Raw genomic sequence first — 17590 nt, forward strand, 5'->3', positions numbered from 1 at the left:
CATCCCGACCCGGCAGGGGGCCGGCTAGGATGACGGGATGACCCTGGATCTCCTGCTCGCCCTGGCGGCACTCGTGGTGGCCCTGGCGCTGCGGCCCTGGCGCGCGGCGCGGGCCGAGGGGCCGCCGTGGGCGTGGCTGGCCTGGTGGTCGGCGATGCCGCTGTTCTGGGGCACCGACCGCTATGTGGCGATGGCCGTCGTGCAGCCGCTGTCCGGCGCGGTGCTGCTGATGCTGCTCACGGGCTGGCCGATGGCGGTGCTGGCGATGGTGCCGGTCGCCGGGATCACCGCGCTGATGGCCGGTCTGGACACGGCCGAGGCGCTGCACCGGCTGGTCTGGCTCGGTGTCATGCCTGCGACGCTGGCGCTGGGTCTGGGCGCGGCGGTGCGGCGCTGGCTCCCGCACCACCTGTTCGTCTACATCCTTGGCCGGGGCTTCCTCGTCACGGCCTGCAGCATGGTGCTGAGCGGCGCATTGTCGATGTGGCTGCACGGCGGCACCCCGGGGCTCGACCCCGGCGAGCAGATGATCGGCCGCTGGCTGGCGGCGTGGGGCGACGCGTTCCTGACGGGCATGGTCGCCGCGATCTTCGTGGCGTTCCGGCCCGAATGGCTGGCCACCTATTCCGACCGCATCTACCTGCCGGACGACCGCCTGCCCTGAACCCGCAGAGTCGGCAGACCCGCCGGGCGCGTCTAAGATGCGCCGCATCATGAAAACTGTCCTCAAGCTGCTGCTGCTCACCGTGGCGGCACTCGTGCTGTCGGCCGTGCTGATCGTCTGGCTGGCGCTGCACGACCGTGCGCTGGTCGTGCGCGACTCGGCGATGACCCCCGCCGACATCGTCCGCGTGCGCGACCTGCTCAGCGCGGCGGACCCGCGCAAGCACCCGCAGGAGGGCGAAGCCGTGCGCACCTTCCACGCCGGTGGCCGCGATCTGGACCTGGTGCTGCACGACGCCGCCCGGCGGCTGCTGCACGGGGCTGGCCGCGTCGTGCTGGAGGACCAGGCGGCACGGGTGCAGTTCAGCCTCCAGGTGCCACACAGCCCCTTCGGCCAGTGGCTGAACGTCGAGGCGCGTGTGCGCCAGACCGTGGGCTGGCCCGTGCTGGAGCAGCTGCAGATCGGCCGCCTGCCGGTGCCGACCGGGCTGGCGCGCTGGCTGCTGGTGCAGGGCCTGGCGCATTACCAGCTCACCGAGCCGGTGCAGACGGTGATGGGCATGGTGCAGCAGGTCACGCTGCAGCCGGCCGAGATCGTGCTGGACTACGTCTGGCGGCCGGAGGGCCTGCGCACCGTGATGCTGCCGCCGGCGGACCAGCAGCGGCTGCGGGCCTACGTCGACCGGCTGGTGCCGCTGGTGCGCCTGTCGCGCGAGGCCGTGCCGCTGGCCGGTCTGCTGCCGCCGATGTTCGAGCTGGCGCGGGTGCGCGCGGCCGCGGCGGGTGGCGACGATGCGGCTGCGGCCTTGGAAAACCGCACTGCGCTGATTGCGCTGGCGCTCTATGCCACCGGCCAGAGCCCGTCGCGCTTCGTGCAGGAAGCGCGTGGCTGGGCCCAGCCCGTGCCGCGTCCGGTGCTGTTGCGCGGGCGCGAGGATTTCTCGATGCACTTCCTGGTCTCGGCCGTGCTCGCGGCCGAAGGGGGCGGCCGGCTGGCGGACGCCATCGGGCTGTACAAGGAAATCTCCGACTCGCGCGGCGGCAGCGGCTTCAGCTTCAACGACATCGCGGCCGACCGCGCCGGCACCCGTTTCGGCCAGATCGCCGCGAACGATCCGAAGCGGCTGCAGGCCGAACTCTCGAAGGGCGTGACCGACGAGGACTTCATGCCCGGCGTGGCCGACCTGCCTGAATTCCTGAGCGAGGCCGAGTTCAAGGCGACCTACGGCGGTGTCGGCGCACCCGCCTACGAGCGCATGAAGGCCGACATCGAGCGCCGCGTGGCCTCCCGTCCGCTGCTGCGCTGAGAGACCGGAACATGAGCCTGGAGAACCTCCGTGCGTTGCGCCGTGGTGCGCTGGCGGGCGCGCGCCGCCTGGACCTGTGCTGCGACCTGACCGCACTGCCGCCCGAGGTGTTCGATCTCGCCGACACGCTCGAGATCCTGAACCTCACGGGCAACCGCCTGTCCACCCTGCCGGACGACCTGCCACGGCTGCACCGCCTGCGCGTGGTCTTCTGTTCGGACAATGCCTTCACCACGCTGCCTCCGGTGTTAGGAAGCTGTGGACAACTGGAGATGGTGGGCTTCAAGGCGAACCGGATCACCCGTGTGCCGCCCGAGTCGCTGCCCCCTCGGCTGCGCTGGCTGATCCTCACCGACAACGCGGTCGAGACCCTGCCCGACACCCTTGGTGCGTGCCTGCGGCTGGAGAAACTGATGCTGGCTGGCAACCGGCTCACCACCCTGCCCGACCTGTCCGGCTGTGGAGAACTCGCGCTGCTGCGGCTGGCGGCCAACCGGCTGGAAGCGCTGCCCCCCTGGCTGCTGTCGATGCCGCGACTGGCCTGGCTGGCGCTGGCCGGCAACCAGGTTTTCCACAAGCCATCCCATGCGCGCCACAGCATGGATCTTCCACGGATTCCCTGGGAACACCTGGTGTTCCAGCACGTGCTCGGCGAAGGAGCCTCCGGAGTTATCCACAAGGCCACATGGAAAGAAAGCGAGCGGTTATCCACAGCGGTGGCGGTGAAGCTGTTCAAGGGTTCGGTGACCAGCGATGGTCTGCCGGACAGCGAGATGGCCGCCACCATCGCTGCCGCCGGACACCCCGGTCTGGTCGGTGTGGAGGGACTTGTCCACAACCCGGCCGACCCCGTGCCGGGCCTGGTGTTGCCGTTGCTCGACTCCTCCTTCCAGGCACTGGCCGGGCCGCCGAGCTTCGCTTCGTGCAGCCGGGATGTCTATCCGGACGGATTCAGCCTGTCTGTGGACAAGTTGTTGATAATCATCCGGTCCGTGGCCGGGGCGGTGGCCCATCTGCATGCCCGTGGTCTGCTGCACGGCGATCTGTATGGCCACAACCTCCTGTGGAACGGCACGGACCGGGTCTTGCTGAGCGACTTCGGCGCCGCCTCGTTCTTCGACCCGGACGACCGCGCCACGGCCGAGGGACTGCAGCGTCTGGAGGTGCGCGCCTTCGGCTGTTTGCTGGAAGAGCTGCTGGAGGCTGTGGATAACCCCGTGGATGCCTGCTGCGGGCCGCTCGCTGTGCTGCGGGATGCCTGTCTGCAACCGCAGGTGACGCGGCGACCGCTGTTCTCAGACCTCGTCGGGGCGCTCGCCGATCTCGGCTGAAGCGGCTCCGGCCTCGGCCGTGGCGGCCAGGTGGCCGACGAATCCGCCGAACGCGGACAGCAGCGGTGCGTAGCGCTCCGGAGCCTGTTCGAGTTGCGCCAGCGCGAGGCAGGTGGCTTCCAGTGTGGACAACTGGTCCGGCCGGTGCGCCTTGCGGACCGTCCCGTACTGCGAGGGCGGTGGCTCGGCCAGCGCGAGCCGCGGCAGGTGCTGCAACGCCGGGTTCAGGTGCAGCAGCTTGCGGCTCTTGCGCCAGGTGCCATCCAGCACGACCAGCTGCAGACGTTCCGCTTCGTCCGGAATCGCTGGGTTATCCACAGTTCTGGCGGTGCCCGGATCTTCCGGATACAGCAGCACGCTGGTCCGGTTCCCTGTGTGCAACAAGGTCTCCAGATCCGCGGTGTCGAACTGCTCGCCTGTGGATAACCAGCTGTTTGCCAGACTGCGCTGCAGCAGCACGGCGCTGCCCTTGGCCTCTCCGACTTCGCGCGGGTGCTGCAGGATCAGCACCCGGACCAGGTTATCCACAGGTCTGACCCAGCGACACAGGCAGGTGCGCAGCGGGCGGGCGCACTGTGGACAAGTCGGGCGGCGGGGATGTTCCATGGCGGACAGCGGGACGGAGCGGATTGCGCGAAGATGCCGCCATGATCGCCGTTTCCGTCCTCGACCTCGCCCCCATCGCCGAAGGCAGTGATGCCGCCACCGCGCTGCGCCACGCCCTCGACCTGGCGCAGCACGCCGAACGCTGGGGCTACCGCCGCTACTGGCTCGCGGAACACCACAACATGGCGGGGCTGGCCTGCTCCGCCACCGCGGTGCTGGTCGGGCACATCGCGGGCGGCACCTCGACGATCCGCGTCGGCTCCGGCGGCGTGATGTTGCCAAACCATGCGCCGCTGGTCGTGGCGGAACAGTTCGGCACGCTGGCCACGCTCTACCCCGGCCGCATCGACCTCGGCCTCGGCCGCGCGCCTGGCACCGACCAGGCCACCGCACGTGCGCTGCGCCGCCACCAGCACAGCAGCGACGAGGACAGTTTTCCACAGGACGTGATGGAACTGCAGCGCTACCTCGGCGAACCGGACGCGAGCCAGAGCGTGCGCGCGATTCCTGGGGCGGGGACGCACGTGCCGATCTGGCTGCTCGGATCGTCGCTCTACGGGGCGCAACTGGCCGCTTATATGGGCCGTCCGTTCGCCTTCGCCTCGCATTTTGCGCCGGACATGCTGCTGCAGGCACTCGACATCTACCGCAGCACCTTCCGCCCATCGGCCAGTTATCCACAGCCCTACGCGATGGTCGGCACCAACGTGATCGCCGCCGACACCGACGCCGAGGCACAGAAGTTATTCACATCCATCCAGCAGCGCTTCCTCGGCATGGTGCGCAACCAGCGCGGCCCGCTGCCGCCGCCTGTGGATAACATGGATGCCCTGTGGAGCCCGGCCGAGCGCCGGCAGGTCGAGCGGATGCTGGCGGTGGCGGTGGTCGGCTCGCCCGCGACGGTGCGCGACGGGCTGCAGGCGCTGGTCGAGCGTACGGGGGCGGACGAACTCATCATCGCCGGCGCCACGCACGACCACGCGGCGCGGTTGCGCTCCTACGAGCTGATCGCGCAGTGCGCCGCCGACGTGGTGCCCGCGGTCCGCCCTTGATCAGACCTTGACCGGCACGTCCTCGATCCGCTCGTAGACCGGCAGGCCGCGCGCCCGGGCCCGCGCCACGTCCTGATCGGCGCCGCGCGACTCGCCGGGAATGCGCAGCACCGCATCGCAGCGCGACAGCAGCCGCTGCGCCACCGGGTACTGGTACTGGTGGAACACCGCGTCGCCGTGTTCGCGCCCGCCGGCCGCGTGGATGATCGGCAGCGCCACCCACTCCCCGATCATCGCCAGGTGCCCGCGCTCGTAGAGCGGCAGCGCGGTGGCTTCCATGCGCGCCATGTTGGCGGCGATGCGCTGCGGGTCGCCGTCGGTGCCGGAGAGGTAGGGGCCGGCGATCAGGATCAGCAGCGTGCGGTCGGTGGTGTTGGTGGTATCTATGGTGGTGGTTGTCATCGTGCAAACTCGTGCATAAATGTTGATATTCGTGCAATCTACTATCATCGCTGCACCATGTCCACCACCCTCCTCACCCGCCAGCGCCAGCAACTCATCCTCCAGCGCCTCGCCCGCGACGGCCAGGTCGTCGCCAAGGCGCTGAGCGAGGAGCTGCAGATTTCCGAGGACACCATCCGCCGCGACCTGCGCGAACTCGCGCGCGAGGGGCGGCTGCAGCGTGTGCATGGCGGCGCGCTGCCGGCGTCGGCGGCGATCGGCGACATGGCGGTGCGCCGGCAGGTGGCGCCGGACGCGAAGCAGGCGCTGGCGCGGCGGGCGGCGGCGCTGATCCAGCCGGGACAGGTGGTGCTGCTCGACGGCGGCACGACCACGACGGCGCTGGCCCGCGCCCTGCCGCCCGAGCTGCGCGCCACCGTCGTCACCCACAGCCCGACCATCGCGGTCGAACTCGGCGAGCGCGGCGACCACCCGCACATCGAGGTGATCCTGCTCGGCGGCCGGCTGTTCAGGCACTCGATGGTCACGGTCGGCGCCACCACGATCGAGGCCGTGCGCCACCTCCGCGCCGACCTCTACTTCATGGGCGTCACCGGCATCCACGCCGAGGCGGGGCTGAGCACGGGGGATTTCGAGGAAGCGGCCATCAAGCGCGCCTTGCACGAACGTGCAGCCGAGACAGTGGTGATGGCGTCGCCGGAGAAGCTCGGGGCGGCGTCGGCGTATGTGATCGCGCCGGCGGGGGAGGTGGCGACGTTGGTGGTGGCGGCGGACACGTCGGAGGCCACCGTGGCGCCGTTGCAGGCCTTGGGGATTGACGTGCTGCGGGCGTGATGTCCGGGTTTCAAGGGTTCAATGCGGCCAGGTCACGGACCCACGCTTCACGCACCGCCCGATCACGTTCCTGCAGATCACCCGGCTTGCGCAGCACCAGCTTGTGGGGAGAACCTTGCCGGAGTGTGGTCACGGTGAGCGGTGCGCCCGCGGCCTCGAACTGTGCCTGGACATGCCGGCGGCGCTGCTCGGCCATCGCCAGCACGAGCGGCTCGGCGCTGGCGGACTCGGCCCAGGGGATCATGCCCAGGCAGTCCTTGCAGTGGCAGACCCACTCCACGCCGTGCAGGCGGTGGTCCGACAGGTCGCGCAGCGGTTCTGCCAGGGCGTTGCGCAGCGCCTCGGTCACGCGGTCGTGCAGGGGCTGGTCCTGCGGCCACTGGCGAGACAAGGCGCCGACGGATTGCACGAAGGGCGCCAGCTGCGTGGAGGGATACAGGCCCGGGTGTGCGAGCACATGGTCGATCAGCACCTGCAGATCCTCCACGCCGTCGTCCGCCCGCAGCACGAGGGACTGCGCCAGTTCGTTCACCGCCTGCAGCAGGCCGGGCTGCAGCTGCATCCGGGTGGCCGGTCTGGCCTTCGCTCTCGCCTGATCGTTGCGGGTCAGCGCAGCCAGGCAGGCGTCGAACCAGTCGTCCAGCGGCATCAGGCCCCAGCCCGCGTCCAGGGCGGCCTGCGTGAACGCTGACAGTGGTGTCGGCCACGGTGCCGGCGTGGACAGGTACGCCCCCCACTGCGCACACCACCCGGTCGTCGAGGCGAACCGCCGCGATTGCGGATCGCGCCAGCGCCGTACCACGCCGCGCAGCCAGAGGGCGCCGCGCTGTCGCTGCAGCCGGGCCAGCACGGCAGCGTCCTCTGGCCGGAAGCTGCACGGGTCGAAGCTGGCCAGCAAGGCGGTGGCGGCGTCCGGGTCGGGCAACACGGCGGCGATCTCGGCACAGGCGTCGAGCAGCTCGCGGCCCCTGAGCGATACCCGATCGGCCAGCGTGCTGGCAGCGGCCTGCACACGGCTGGCGAGGGTGGCGAGCGCGGGGGCGTCGGAGGAGGATCTGGCCAGCCGCAGCAGGTCCGCCAGCGCGCCGTCGAAGTCGAGCACGAAGCGGTCCCGCTCGGCCGCCTGCGGTAACTGGATCACCAGCGCAGCGCGGCGGTACCAGTAGTCCAGTGTCTCGCCGTAGTTGCCCATGTAGCCTTCGTACTGCTCCTCGACGAGGTGGGCACGGCCGGTTTCGGTGAAGCTGGTGGTGTCGCCGCGGCGGATCACCAGGCTGCCGCGCGGGCCGACATGGTCCTGTTGATCGATCCGGAAATCCAGCGACAGCGACTCGTCGATCAGCTCGCCCGGTTCGGGGGTGTCGTCGTCGTGGCGACTCCAGCGCGATCGGGGTGCGGGCTCTGCGCTCCAGGTCTGGTGCAACTCGGCGAGCGCCAGGTGCAGGCGCAGCCCGAGCGCCTCGGCCGCCTCGCGCAGCGTCGCCACCCGCCAGCGGTCATCGCCCTTGAGCAGCGGCCAGCGCAGGCCGTGTTCGGTGTACTCGTGGTCGAGCAGCAGCACCCACGGGGCCATGTTCAGCGCATCGCTGTCCAGCCCGAACTGCTGCCGCAGCGCACCTTCCACGGCTGTCTGCAACGCCGCGTCCACCACCGGGCGTGCCGCCTTGGCGGGCAGCACGAGGTCGAACGTCAGGGCGACACGCCAGCCCTCCTGCACCGGCAGCACCTCGTGCCGGCAGTCGGCATAGAACGCGAACCAGCGGAGGTCCTGCGCCTGCAGGTGCTGCGACGACAGGACGGTTTCCTGCTGTCCCAGTTGCACCCGCAGCGTGCCGCCGATGTGCGGTGATGGCCAGACCAGCACCAGCGTGGCGACCATGCCGGGGTGTTTCTCGGTGTCCTGGTGGGGCTTGAAGAACTGGCCGGGGCCGTAGATCAGCATGTTGTGCAGCCAGGCGTCGAGTTGCTCCACGCCGAGTGCCTGCGCGACCGCCTGCTTCAGCGCGGCGAAGGCGCCGGGCTGCCAGTCGAGGCTGAGCCGGTCGGCGCTGACCTCGCCGGTGTGGCGCACGGTGGGGTCCAGCAGGGTCTGGTCGCGCAGGCCGAATTGGGCGGGTTCGCTGAGGTCGTGCAGCGCCTGGGCCTGGGGGGGCGGCAGGGGCTGGGGCAGCGGGCCGAGTCCTTCCACCTCGATCGACAGGTGCCCGGCGGGCAAGCGGCCTTCTGCCCAGAAGCGGTCGGGGGCGGGGGTGCCGTCTGGCGAGGCGGGGCGCGGGGTAGACGGCTGGCGCAGGAGGTCGAGCAGGGGGTTCATGGCCTGGCATTGTGGCGATTGCCGCAGGGCCGTTGCTGGTGCAGGCCGAAAGTGCTTGGAGGCACTTGCTCACCAAGACGAAAATCACTGACTAAAGAAAAAACGGGAGCGGCTCAGGCTGGATCACATTGGATGCGACACAACGCTACTGCTACGGCCTGAACTTCAAGAACGTGTTCTTGACCGAAAAAGGCAAGGCGTTCGAGAGCTTCTTCGCCCGCGTGATGACATATGGCTTCACTGGAGACTTCCAGCCTGTGCGGCCCTATGGGGCCCTGGGAGATCTGAAGTGCGATGGCTTCCGCGCAAGCGATGGAACGGTTTTTCAGTGCTACGCGCCGGACGCGATGAAGCTGGCCGATCTTCTGAAGAAGATCGACGAAGACTTCCACGGCGCCGTTGCGCACTGGGGAGCACGGATGCAGCGCTGGGAGTTCGTTCACAACGATGTGCGCGGGCTTCCTGCGGAGGCCGTTCAGAAGCTGCAGGACTTGCGAACAGCCTATCCCGGCATCAGAACCAGCGTCTTTGGTGAGGCAGAGATGCGCAACGTGGTCATGTCGCTCGCCTTGCACCAGCTTGAAGATCTGTTCGGTGCCGTTCCGTCGCAGAAGACTCTGGAACGGCTGGGCTTCGCTCAACTGGTCCCCATCTTGAAATTGATCAGCCGGCGGGAGCCGCCCGCCGACCCTCCGACAACGGCCCCCTCTGCTTCCAAGCTCGAAAACAATGCGCTGTCACGCGACGTGGCAGGAGCGCTGTGCCAGGGACGTCTGAGGGAAAGACTGGTTGAAGACTGCCTTGCTCAGTGGCCTGATCCCGGCTTGGGCGAGGAAGTCGCCGAGGGGTTCAGGAACCGCTATCGTGGACTCAAGGCCATCGGGTACACACCCGATGAAATCTTCGAAGACTTGCAAGAATTTGCGGGAGGCATGCGTGGCGAGCCTGCGCGCCAGGGTGCCGTCCTCGCCGTGCTGTCCTATTTCTTCGAGCGTTGCGACATCTTCGAGGATGCCAAACCAGATCCGACCCCATCACCATGATCCTTCCCACCAAGCACATCCGGCCTGATCGAGCCTTGCTGACCGTCGGCGGGGAGATCCTCGGCTACCTGCACGAACCTGCGACCGTCTCGCGACTGTGGGATCTGGTGCGCAACGCCCGCAAAGAGACACATCAAGCGGCACCGATCAACTACGACTGGTTCATCCTGGCTCTGGATCTGCTTTTCATGGTGGGCGCGGTTGACCTCGACCGGGGACTTGTCCGCAAGGCCGCCGCACCATGATCTACACCATCACCAGTGACCTTCCCAGCTTCAAGTCCCTCACGTTCAAGCCGGGGCTGAACATCCTGCTGGCGGACAAGAGTGAAGGTGCCACGGATCGCCAGTCCCGCAATGGGGCAGGCAAGACCAGTCTGGTGGAGCTGATCCACTTCTTGATGGGGGGCACCGCGGACAAGGACAGCATTTTCCGATCTGCTGCGCTGGCGCCGTGGACGTTTGAGATGTGTGCAGACATTGGGGATGCCCCTGTGAACATCGGACGTTCCGGCAGCAAGCCGTCCCGTGTTCATCTCGACGGCCCTGTGGTGAATTGGCCGGTACAACCTGAGCGAGATGCCAAGACAGGGGAATTTCAGTTCAGCAATGACCAGTGGCGACTTTTCCTGGGGCGCGTGCTCTTTGGTTTGTCCACCTCAAGCGATGAGTCCAACCATCGTTTCGGCCCCACGTTCCGATCGCTCTTTTCCTATTTCGCCAGACGCCAAAACAGCGTAGGCATGCTGCAACCCACCCAGCACGCGGCAAAACAGCAGGCGTGGGATCAGCAGGTCGCCGTGTCCTACCTGCTGGGCCTTGATGCGCACATACCGCAGGAATTCCAGAAACTGCGCACCGAGGAAAAAGCCATCGCCGAACTGCGCAAGGCCGCCAAGGACGGGGTGCTGGGGCGCTATTTCAGTTCGGCGGCTGATCTGCGCACGCGCGTGGTCATCACGGAAGCCCGTGTACGCCGCATGAAAGAACAGTTGGCGACTTTCCGTGTGGTGCCGGCCTACGCAGAACTGGAGAAGGAGGCTTCGACCATCACGCGGCAGATTTCATCGCTCAGTGACGAGAACACCTCGGACCGCGAACTGATCCTGCAATTACAGGATTCCCTGACGACGGAAAGCCCGCCCGCTGTCACGAGCCTGGAGCGGGTTTACCGGGAAGCCCAAGTTGTTCTACCGGACACGGTCAGCAAGCGTTTTGCAGAGATCGAGCTGTTTCATCAGGCGATCGTGCAGAACCGCAAAGCCCATCTCGGCGCGGAGATCAGTTCGGCAGAACTGCGGATCACCGAGCGAGAGCGCACGCGCGAGCAACTGGATATTCGACGCCAGCAGATCATGGGCATTCTCCAGTCAGGCGGCGCCTTGGAGCACTACGCCCTTCTGCAGGAGGAGGCCAGCCGAGCCGAGGCAGAAGCCGAGGGCTTGAAGCAGCGACTGGTCATCGCTGAGCGCATCGAGAGTACCAAGGCCGAACTGGAAATCGAGCGGGCGAGGCTGCACAAGGCCCTTCAAGAGGATCAGCATGAGCGCAGAGAGTTGATTGACGAAGCCGTTCTGATTTTTGAAGACCTGTCCAATGCGCTGTACGAGAAGGCCGGCATCCTGACCATCAGTGCCACGCACAATGGCCCCTTGGTCGAAGTGCGGATCGACTCGCAACGCAGCAAAGGCATCACCAACATGCAGATCTTCTGCTTCGATCTGATGCTGGCCGACCTGGCGACTCGTCGAGGCATGGGTCCAGGATTCCTGGTTCACGACAGCCATCTTTTTGACGGTGTCGATGAGCGTCAGATTGCCAAGGCGCTTCAATTGGGTGCGGACCACGCCAAGGCGGTGGGGTATCAGTACATCGTGACCATGAACTCCGATGCCTTGCCCAAGGATGGATTTCGCCCTGGATTCGACATCGGAGAGTTCATTTGTCCGGTCAGGCTGACAGATGCCACCAACAGCGGCGGCCTCTTTGGTCTACGGTTCGATTAGTCAGCCTTGAACATCGCCTTGATGCCGCGCACCGCCTGCCGTATCCGCCCCTCGTTCTCGATCAGCGCGAACCGCACATGGTCATCGCCGTGGTCGCCGAAGCCGATGCCGGGCGAGACGCAGACCTTGGCCTTCTCCATCAGCAGCTTGGCGAATTCCAGCGAGCCCATCGCCGCATAGCGCTCGGGGATCTTCGCCCAGATGTACATCGACGCCTTCGGGCATTCGACATCCCAGCCGACCTCGCGCAGCCCCTTGACCAGCACGTCGCGGCGCTTCTGGTAGGTCGCGGCGATGTCCTTGACGCACTGCTGGTCGCCTTCCAGCGCGGCGATGGCAGCGACCTGCAGCGGCGTGAAGGTGCCGTAGTCGTGGTAGCTCTTGATGCGCGCGAGGGCGGCCACGAGGTCCGGGTTGCCGACCATGAAGCCGATGCGCCAGCCGGCCATGTTGTAGCTCTTGCTCAGCGTGAAGAACTCGACCGCGATGTCCTTGGCGCCCTTGACCTGCATGATCGACGGCGCCTTCCAGCCGTCGAAGCAGATGTCGGCGTAGGCCAGGTCGTGGACGACGAAGATGTCGTGTTTCTTCGCCAGCGCGATCACCCGCTCGAAGAAATCGAGTTCCACGCACTGCGCGGTCGGGTTGCTCGGGAAGCCCAGCACCATCATCTTCGGCTTCGGGTAGCTGCCGCGGATGGTCTTCTCCAGCTCGGCGAAGAAGTCCACGCCGGGCACCAGCGGCACCGAGCGGATGTCGGCGCCCGCGATCACCGCGCCGTAGATGTGGATCGGGTAGCTCGGGTCGGGCACCAGCACGGTGTCACCGCGGTCGAGCGTGGCGAGCATCAGGTGCGCCAGGCCCTCCTTGGAGCCGATGGTGACGATGGCCTCGCTGTCGGGGTTGATGTCCACGTCATAGCGGTCCTTGTACCAATGCGAGATCGCACGGCGCAGGCGCGGGATGCCCTTGCTGGCCGAGTAGCCGTGGGTGTCGGGCCTTTGCGCGACCTCGGTGAGCTTGGCGACGATGTGCGCGGGGGTGGCGCCGTCGGGGTTGCCCATGCTGAGGTCGATGATGTCCTCGCCACGGCGGCGCGCGGCGAGCTTCAGCTCGGCCGTGATGTTGAAGACGTAGGGGGGAAGGCGATCGATGCGCGCAAAGCGGCGCTTGCCCGAAGTGGAGGCAGAGGAAGACATTGGCAGTGGCTTTCACGTGAGCGCCCGGAACCGTCCGAGCGACGTTGGCTGCTGGGCAGCCGGGGGCCATGTTAGCAGCGCGGCCAGCGTGGAAGCCACCCCATTTGCGGCTCACTGTATCGCCACCACCACCTGCCACAGCGCCAGCCCCGCCAGCATCACCGCCGCCCCCCCCGGTTGATCCGGCGCCGCCAGGTTTCATCGAACCGGGCCCGCCAGCGCCCCCCCCGCGCACAGCACCAGCCACCACAGCGCCGACCCGCAGAACACCCCGGCGATCATCGGCCCTGGTGCGGCCGGCACGGCGCTGCCTGTGGCGAGCGCGCCGAAGATCGCCATGAACGAGAAGATGGTGGACGGGTTGGACAGCGTCAGCACGAAGGTGCCGGCGAAGAGCTTGCCGAGCTGCGTCTCGCCCGGCAGTGGCGCAGCGTTGGGAGCCGGTGAAGCCCGCCACAGCGACCATGCCATCCACAGCAGCACCGCGCAGCCCAGCCCCAGCAGCACCGGCCGCGCCTGCGCCAGCGCGTCGATCACCAGCCGCGAGCCGAACGCGCCGAGCGCGCCGTAGCAGGCGTCCGCCGCCGCCGCGCCCAGTCCGGTGGCCAGGCCCGCGCGGGTGCCCTGCTCCAGCGTGCGCTGGATGGTCAGCAGCCCGATCGGACCGACCGGCGCGGCAATCGACAGGCCGATCCAGAGCGACTGCAGGAACAGCGGTGACGAGGGGAGCGCAGGCAGATCCATGCACCGATGGTAGAGCGCTGGCGCGGCCTGCGGTCGGTCCCTCCGTCAGCGCCGGTGGTGGCTCGGCGCCGGCTTGTACACCGGCGTCGGAATGCCCTCCATGCGCGCCTTCAACTGCAGCGACAGGAACTGCGAGTAGTGGCGCGACTGGTGCAGGTTGCCGCCATGGATCCACAGGTTATCCACAGGCGTGGGCTTCCACATGTTGCGCAGCTCGCCCTCCCACGGCCCTGGATCCTTGGTCGTCGCCGAGCCCAGACCCCAGCACTTGCCCACCCGGTCCGCCACCTCCGGCGAGACCAGATCGGCCAGCCAGTTGTTCATCGAGCCGTAGCCGGTGGCGTAGACCAGCAGGTCGCAGGGCAGCTCGCTGCCGTCCGTCAGCGTCACCGAGGTCGGGTTGACGCGGGCGATGTCCACGCGGCTGCGCAGGTGGACGCTGCCGTTGGCGATCAGCTCGCTCGCGCCCACGTCGATGTAGTAGCCCGAGCCGCGGCGTAGGTACTTCATGAACAGCCCCGAGCCGTCCTCGCCGAAGTCGAGCATGAAGCCGGCCTCCTCCAGGCGGCGGTAGAGGTCGGCGTCGCGGCGCTTCATCTCCTCGTACACGGGGATGTGGAAGGTGTGCATGATCTTGTACGGCACCGAGGCGAAGACCAGGTCCGCCTTGTGGTGGTCGATGCCGCTGGCCACCGCCTGCTCCGAGTACAGCCCGCCGAGCGCCAGCTCCATCAGCGAGTCCGACGGCGCGATGTGCGTGGACGAGCGCTGCACCATGGTCACGTCGGCGCCGTTCTCCCACAGGTCGGCGCAGATGTCGTGCGCCGAGTTGTTCGAGCCGAGCACGACCGCCTTCTTGCCGCGCCAGGCGTCACCGCCGGGGTGCTTGCTGGAGTGGTGCTGCTGGCCGAGGAAGGTCTCGGCGCCGGGGATCTTCGGCACGTTCGCATAGCCCGACACGCCCAGCGCGAACACGAGCTGCTTCGGCCGCAGCGTCACCGGCTGGCCGTCGCGCACGACACGCACTTCCCAGCGCTGCGCGTCCTCGTCCCAGCGGGCCTTCTCGGCGACGGTGCTGCTCCAGTAGTTCAGCTCCATCAGCTTGGTGTAGCTCTCCAGCCAGTCGCCGACCTTGTCCTTGGGGCAGAACACCGGCCAGTCGTCCGGGAACGGCAGGTAGGGCATGTGGTCGTACCAGACCGGGTCGTGCAGGCACAGGCTCTTGTAGCGGTTGCGCCAGGAGTCGCCGGCGCGGGCGTTCTTCTCGATGATGATCGTCGGCACGCCCAGCCGCCGCAGCCGCGCGCCCAGCCCGATACCGCCCTGCCCGCCGCCGATGATGACGACCTCGGGTTGTTCTGTGTAGCCCAGCGTGGCGGCCTCGTGCTGGCGTGCTTCCAGCCAGGTCTGCCGGCCGGGGTGGACACCGTGTTCGGCGCCCTTGATGCGGCGCGTGCCCTTCTTCTCCTCGTGGCCCTTCAGCTCGACCATCGTGGTCAGGAAGGTCCACGCCAGCCCGTTCATGAGCCGCAGGTGCCCCAGGCCGCGCGCCACGGCGGTCTCGAAGGTGAACCACGCCTCGGTGATGCCGCCGGCCTCGGTGGCGTCGCCTTGCAGCTGGAAGTTCGACGGCTGCACATCGGCCAGCCGCGCGGCCAGCATCTCGTGGATGGCGCCGCGGCCTTCCTCGGTGCGGAGGTTCCAGGTGAAGCTGACGAGGTCGCGCCAGTAGCTGTCCTCGCCGAACAGCGCGGCGGCGGTGTCGGCTTGTCCGGCGGCGAGCGCGGCGGCGAAGCGGGCGAGCCAGTCGGCGGCCTGCTCCGTGGGCGTGGGGGTAGTCGTGGTGACGGTGTCCGTCGATGTCATGGGCTTGTCTCCGTTCTGGTGGGTCGGAGACAGGCTTTGCGCAAGGGCTGTGCCCGTCTGGGGTGCTGCGCCGCAGCATTGCGCAAGTGCTTGATGGGGCTGGGTTTTCCGCGTGTGGAGGCGGTCGGTCGTCCGTCCATTCGGGCGGTGACACCTGTCACAGCGAGACAGGTGTACGGCGTGCACATGAACCCTCACCTGAACCTGCCGTGGATACATTCCAATGAATACTAGAATGTTCGGATGACCGCACACCGAGAGATCAAGAACCACCTCTACGAGCAGGTCGCCCGCATCGGCAAGGCCATGGCCAGCCCGAAGCGGCTGGAACTGGTCGAATTGCTGTGCCAGGGGGAGAAGACCGTCGAGACCTTGGCAGCGCAGGCCGACATCAGCGTCAAGCTCACCAGCGCACACCTCAGGGAGCTGCGGCTGGCCCGCCTCGTCGAGACGCGCAAGGACGGCAAGTACGTGCTGTACCGCCTGAGCAGCACCAGCGTGGCCGACCTGTGGGTCAGCCTGCGCGCCGAAGCCGAGGAACGGCTCGTGGAACTGCAGGTGGCGCTCGGGGACGTGGTCGCACACGGGCACGCACTCGAAGGGCTGGACCGGCAAGCCTTGCTGCACAAGGCGTCCCTGGGCGAGGTCGTGGTGCTGGATGTGCGCCCCGCGGCCGAGTACAGCGCCGCCCATCTGCCGCACGCCCGATCGATGCCGATGAACGAGTTGAGGCAGCGTCTGGCCGAGCTGCCGCCAGGGCTGCCCGTGGTGGCCTACTGCCGTGGGCCGTTCTGCCTCATGGCCAAGGAAGCGGTCGAACTGCTGCGCCAGCACGGCCACCCCGCCATCCACTTGACCGATGGCGTGGCCGAGTGGCGCGCCCGCGGTCTGCCGCTTGCCGCCTGAAGGCACGGACCTCCATGCGCTTCGGTCTGCGTGCCAACCGCGCTCAGGTGTCCCACCACCTGCTGCAGGTGCTGCTGGTCGGCATGACGATCGGCATGATGCGCAACGTCGTGCCGGCGCTGGCCGAGTCCGAGTTCGGCGTGCCACGCGGCTCGTTCATGCTGCTGGTGGCGTTCGTCGTCGCCTTCGGCTTCGTCAAGGGCGCGATGAACTTCGTCGCGGGCCGGCTGGCCGAGCGCATCGGGCGACGCCGGGTGCTGCTGATCGGCTGGGCGGTGGCGCTGCCGATTCCGCTTCTGGTGGCCTGGGCGCCGTCCTGGGGCTGGATCGTCGCGGCCACGGTGCTGCTGGGGGTGAACCAGGGGCTGACGTGGTCCATGACGCAGACTGCCAAGCTCGACCTCACGCGGGCGGACCAGCGCGGTCTGGTCATCGGGCTGAACGAGTTTTCGGGCTATGCAGGTGTCGCCATCGCCGGGGTGCTGACGGGCTACGCCGCGGTGTGGCTCGGGCCGCGGCAAGGCTTGCTGTGGTTCGGCATGGCGGTGATCGGGCTGGCGAGCGTGCTGGCGTGGTGGGCCGTGGTCGAAACCTTGCCGTGGGCGCATGCGGAGGTGAAGGGCCACGCGGCGGCCGCCGCAGTCGCCGGCCTGCGCCCGCGTCATCCGTCCGGGGTGAGCGCGCATCCGAGCACCCGCGAACTCTTCGCGCTGGTGAGCTGGAAGGACCGGCGGCTGGCCGCGCTGTGCCAGGCCGGGCTGGTCGAGAAGTTCGTCGATGCGCTGGTCTGGGTCTTCTGGCCGGTCTACCTGCACCAGCAGGGCGTGGATCTGCCCGGGATTGGCTGGATCGTGGGCGTCTACGGCTTCACCTGGGGTGGCGCGCAGTTCTTCACCGGGCGGCTCTCCGACCGCATCGGTCGGCACGGCCTCAACGTCGCGGGCATGTGGCTGTGTGGCGCGGGCGTGGCCCTGCTGCCGATGGGCCACAGCGCGTGGTGGTGGAGCACGTCGGCCGCGGTCGCCGGGTTGGGCATGGCCATGCTCTACCCGAATCTGAGCGCCGCGGTGGCCGACATCGCCCACCCGACATGGCGCGCCTCGGCCATCGGCCTCTACCGCTTCTGGCGCGACCTGGGCTACGGGCTCGGTGCACTCGGGCTGGGCGCCGCGGCGGCACTGGGTGGACGCATCGAGACCGCGTTCTCGTTCGTGGCCGTGGCGATGTTCCTGTCGGGGGGCGTGCTGTGGCGCTGGGGGGAAGAAACCCACCTGCGACTCAACCCGGCCCCGGTGGTGCTGGAAGACTGACCTTGCTG

At 68.0% G+C, this 17590-nt stretch carries 16 protein-coding genes; 10 read left to right on the plus strand and 6 right to left on the minus strand.

Going from position 1 to position 17590, the window contains the following annotated elements:
• The first annotated feature begins 37 nt into the window (after nucleotides 1-37).
• The 3 genes from BDD16_RS08150 to BDD16_RS08160 are packed head-to-tail and all read left to right on the plus strand — an operon-like array spanning nucleotide 38 to nucleotide 3301.
• Entirely contained in the window at nucleotides 38-664 is a 627-nt protein-coding gene (locus BDD16_RS08150) for a hypothetical protein (protein WP_179633487.1), read from the plus strand.
• A gap of 49 nt (nucleotides 665-713) precedes the next feature.
• Nucleotides 714-1970 (plus strand): YfiM family lipoprotein, encoded by a 1257-nt coding sequence (locus tag BDD16_RS08155; RefSeq protein WP_179633488.1) that lies wholly within the window; start codon nucleotides 714-716, stop codon nucleotides 1968-1970.
• 11 nt (nucleotides 1971-1981) lie between these two features.
• Entirely contained in the window at nucleotides 1982-3301 is a 1320-nt protein-coding gene (locus BDD16_RS08160) for a leucine-rich repeat-containing protein kinase family protein (protein WP_179633489.1), read from the plus strand.
• Here the strand turns inward: BDD16_RS08160 and BDD16_RS08165 are convergent.
• Entirely contained in the window at nucleotides 3266-3907 is a 642-nt protein-coding gene (locus tag BDD16_RS08165; RefSeq protein WP_179633490.1) for a tRNA-uridine aminocarboxypropyltransferase, read from the minus strand. The two genes, BDD16_RS08160 and BDD16_RS08165, sit on opposite strands and share 36 nt — an antisense overlap.
• A gap of 41 nt (nucleotides 3908-3948) precedes the next feature.
• Between BDD16_RS08165 and BDD16_RS08170 the strand changes: the two genes are divergently transcribed.
• A complete protein-coding gene (locus BDD16_RS08170; RefSeq protein WP_179633491.1) occupies nucleotides 3949-4959 on the plus strand; it encodes an LLM class flavin-dependent oxidoreductase in 1011 nt (336 codons plus the stop codon).
• Here the strand turns inward: BDD16_RS08170 and BDD16_RS08175 are convergent, their stop codons facing one another.
• Entirely contained in the window at nucleotides 4960-5361 is a 402-nt protein-coding gene (locus BDD16_RS08175; protein WP_179633492.1) for a DUF4406 domain-containing protein, read from the minus strand.
• Between the two features lie 57 nt (nucleotides 5362-5418).
• Here BDD16_RS08175 and BDD16_RS08180 point away from each other — a divergent pair, with 57 nt between their 5' ends.
• Nucleotides 5419-6195 (plus strand): DeoR/GlpR family DNA-binding transcription regulator, encoded by a 777-nt coding sequence (locus BDD16_RS08180; protein WP_179633493.1) that lies wholly within the window; start codon nucleotides 5419-5421, stop codon nucleotides 6193-6195.
• A 10-nt stretch (nucleotides 6196-6205) separates the two neighbouring features.
• Here the strand turns inward: BDD16_RS08180 and BDD16_RS08185 are convergent, their stop codons facing one another.
• The gene (locus BDD16_RS08185) at nucleotides 6206-8509 is read right to left on the minus strand and encodes a 2OG-Fe(II) oxygenase (RefSeq protein ID WP_179633494.1); all 2304 of its coding nucleotides are present in this window, start codon (nucleotides 8507-8509) and stop codon (nucleotides 6206-6208) included.
• A gap of 128 nt (nucleotides 8510-8637) precedes the next feature.
• On the opposite strand from BDD16_RS08185, the gene BDD16_RS08190 reads away from it, so the two are divergent.
• From BDD16_RS08190 to BDD16_RS08200, 3 genes are read left to right on the plus strand one after another with little or no spacing between them, the layout of a single operon-like run.
• Entirely contained in the window at nucleotides 8638-9552 is a 915-nt protein-coding gene (locus BDD16_RS08190; RefSeq protein WP_179633495.1) for an ABC-three component system protein, read from the plus strand.
• On the plus strand, nucleotides 9549-9797 hold the full coding sequence (locus BDD16_RS08195; RefSeq protein ID WP_179633496.1) for an ABC-three component system middle component 6: 249 nt from the start codon (nucleotides 9549-9551) through the stop codon (nucleotides 9795-9797). Before BDD16_RS08190 ends, BDD16_RS08195 begins: the two co-directional genes overlap by 4 nt.
• Nucleotides 9794-11557 carry an ABC-three component system protein gene (locus BDD16_RS08200; protein WP_179633497.1) on the plus strand — a complete coding sequence of 588 codons (1764 nt, stop codon included), beginning with the start codon at nucleotides 9794-9796 and terminating at the stop codon, nucleotides 11555-11557. Before BDD16_RS08195 ends, BDD16_RS08200 begins: the two co-directional genes overlap by 4 nt.
• On the opposite strand, the gene alaC is transcribed toward BDD16_RS08200, so the two are convergent.
• From alaC to BDD16_RS08215, 3 genes are all read right to left on the minus strand, one after another.
• Nucleotides 11554-12756, minus strand: coding sequence for an alanine transaminase (gene alaC / locus BDD16_RS08205; RefSeq protein ID WP_179633498.1), 1203 nt, complete (start codon nucleotides 12754-12756; stop codon nucleotides 11554-11556). The two genes, BDD16_RS08200 and alaC, sit on opposite strands and share 4 nt — an antisense overlap.
• A 198-nt stretch (nucleotides 12757-12954) precedes the next feature.
• Nucleotides 12955-13500 (minus strand): LysE family transporter, encoded by a 546-nt coding sequence (locus BDD16_RS08210; protein ID WP_246332488.1) that lies wholly within the window; start codon nucleotides 13498-13500, stop codon nucleotides 12955-12957.
• Between the two features lie 45 nt (nucleotides 13501-13545).
• Nucleotides 13546-15366, minus strand: coding sequence for a flavin-containing monooxygenase (locus tag BDD16_RS08215; protein ID WP_179633499.1), 1821 nt, complete (start codon nucleotides 15364-15366; stop codon nucleotides 13546-13548).
• Nucleotides 15367-15609: 243 nt separating this feature from the next.
• Here BDD16_RS08215 and BDD16_RS08220 point away from each other — a divergent pair, with 243 nt between their 5' ends.
• Complete coding sequence (locus BDD16_RS08220; protein WP_179633500.1) at nucleotides 15610-16272, plus strand: ArsR/SmtB family transcription factor; 663 nt, start codon at nucleotides 15610-15612, stop codon at nucleotides 16270-16272.
• A 14-nt stretch (nucleotides 16273-16286) separates the two neighbouring features.
• Nucleotides 16287-17582: an MFS transporter gene (locus BDD16_RS08225; RefSeq protein WP_179633501.1), complete on the plus strand. Its 1296-nt coding sequence runs from the start codon at nucleotides 16287-16289 to the stop codon at nucleotides 17580-17582.
• Nucleotides 17583-17590: the final 8 nt, after the last annotated feature.

The sequence above is a fragment of the Sphaerotilus montanus genome (assembly GCF_013410775.1).
Taxonomy (GTDB): domain Bacteria; phylum Pseudomonadota; class Gammaproteobacteria; order Burkholderiales; family Burkholderiaceae_C; genus Sphaerotilus; species Sphaerotilus montanus.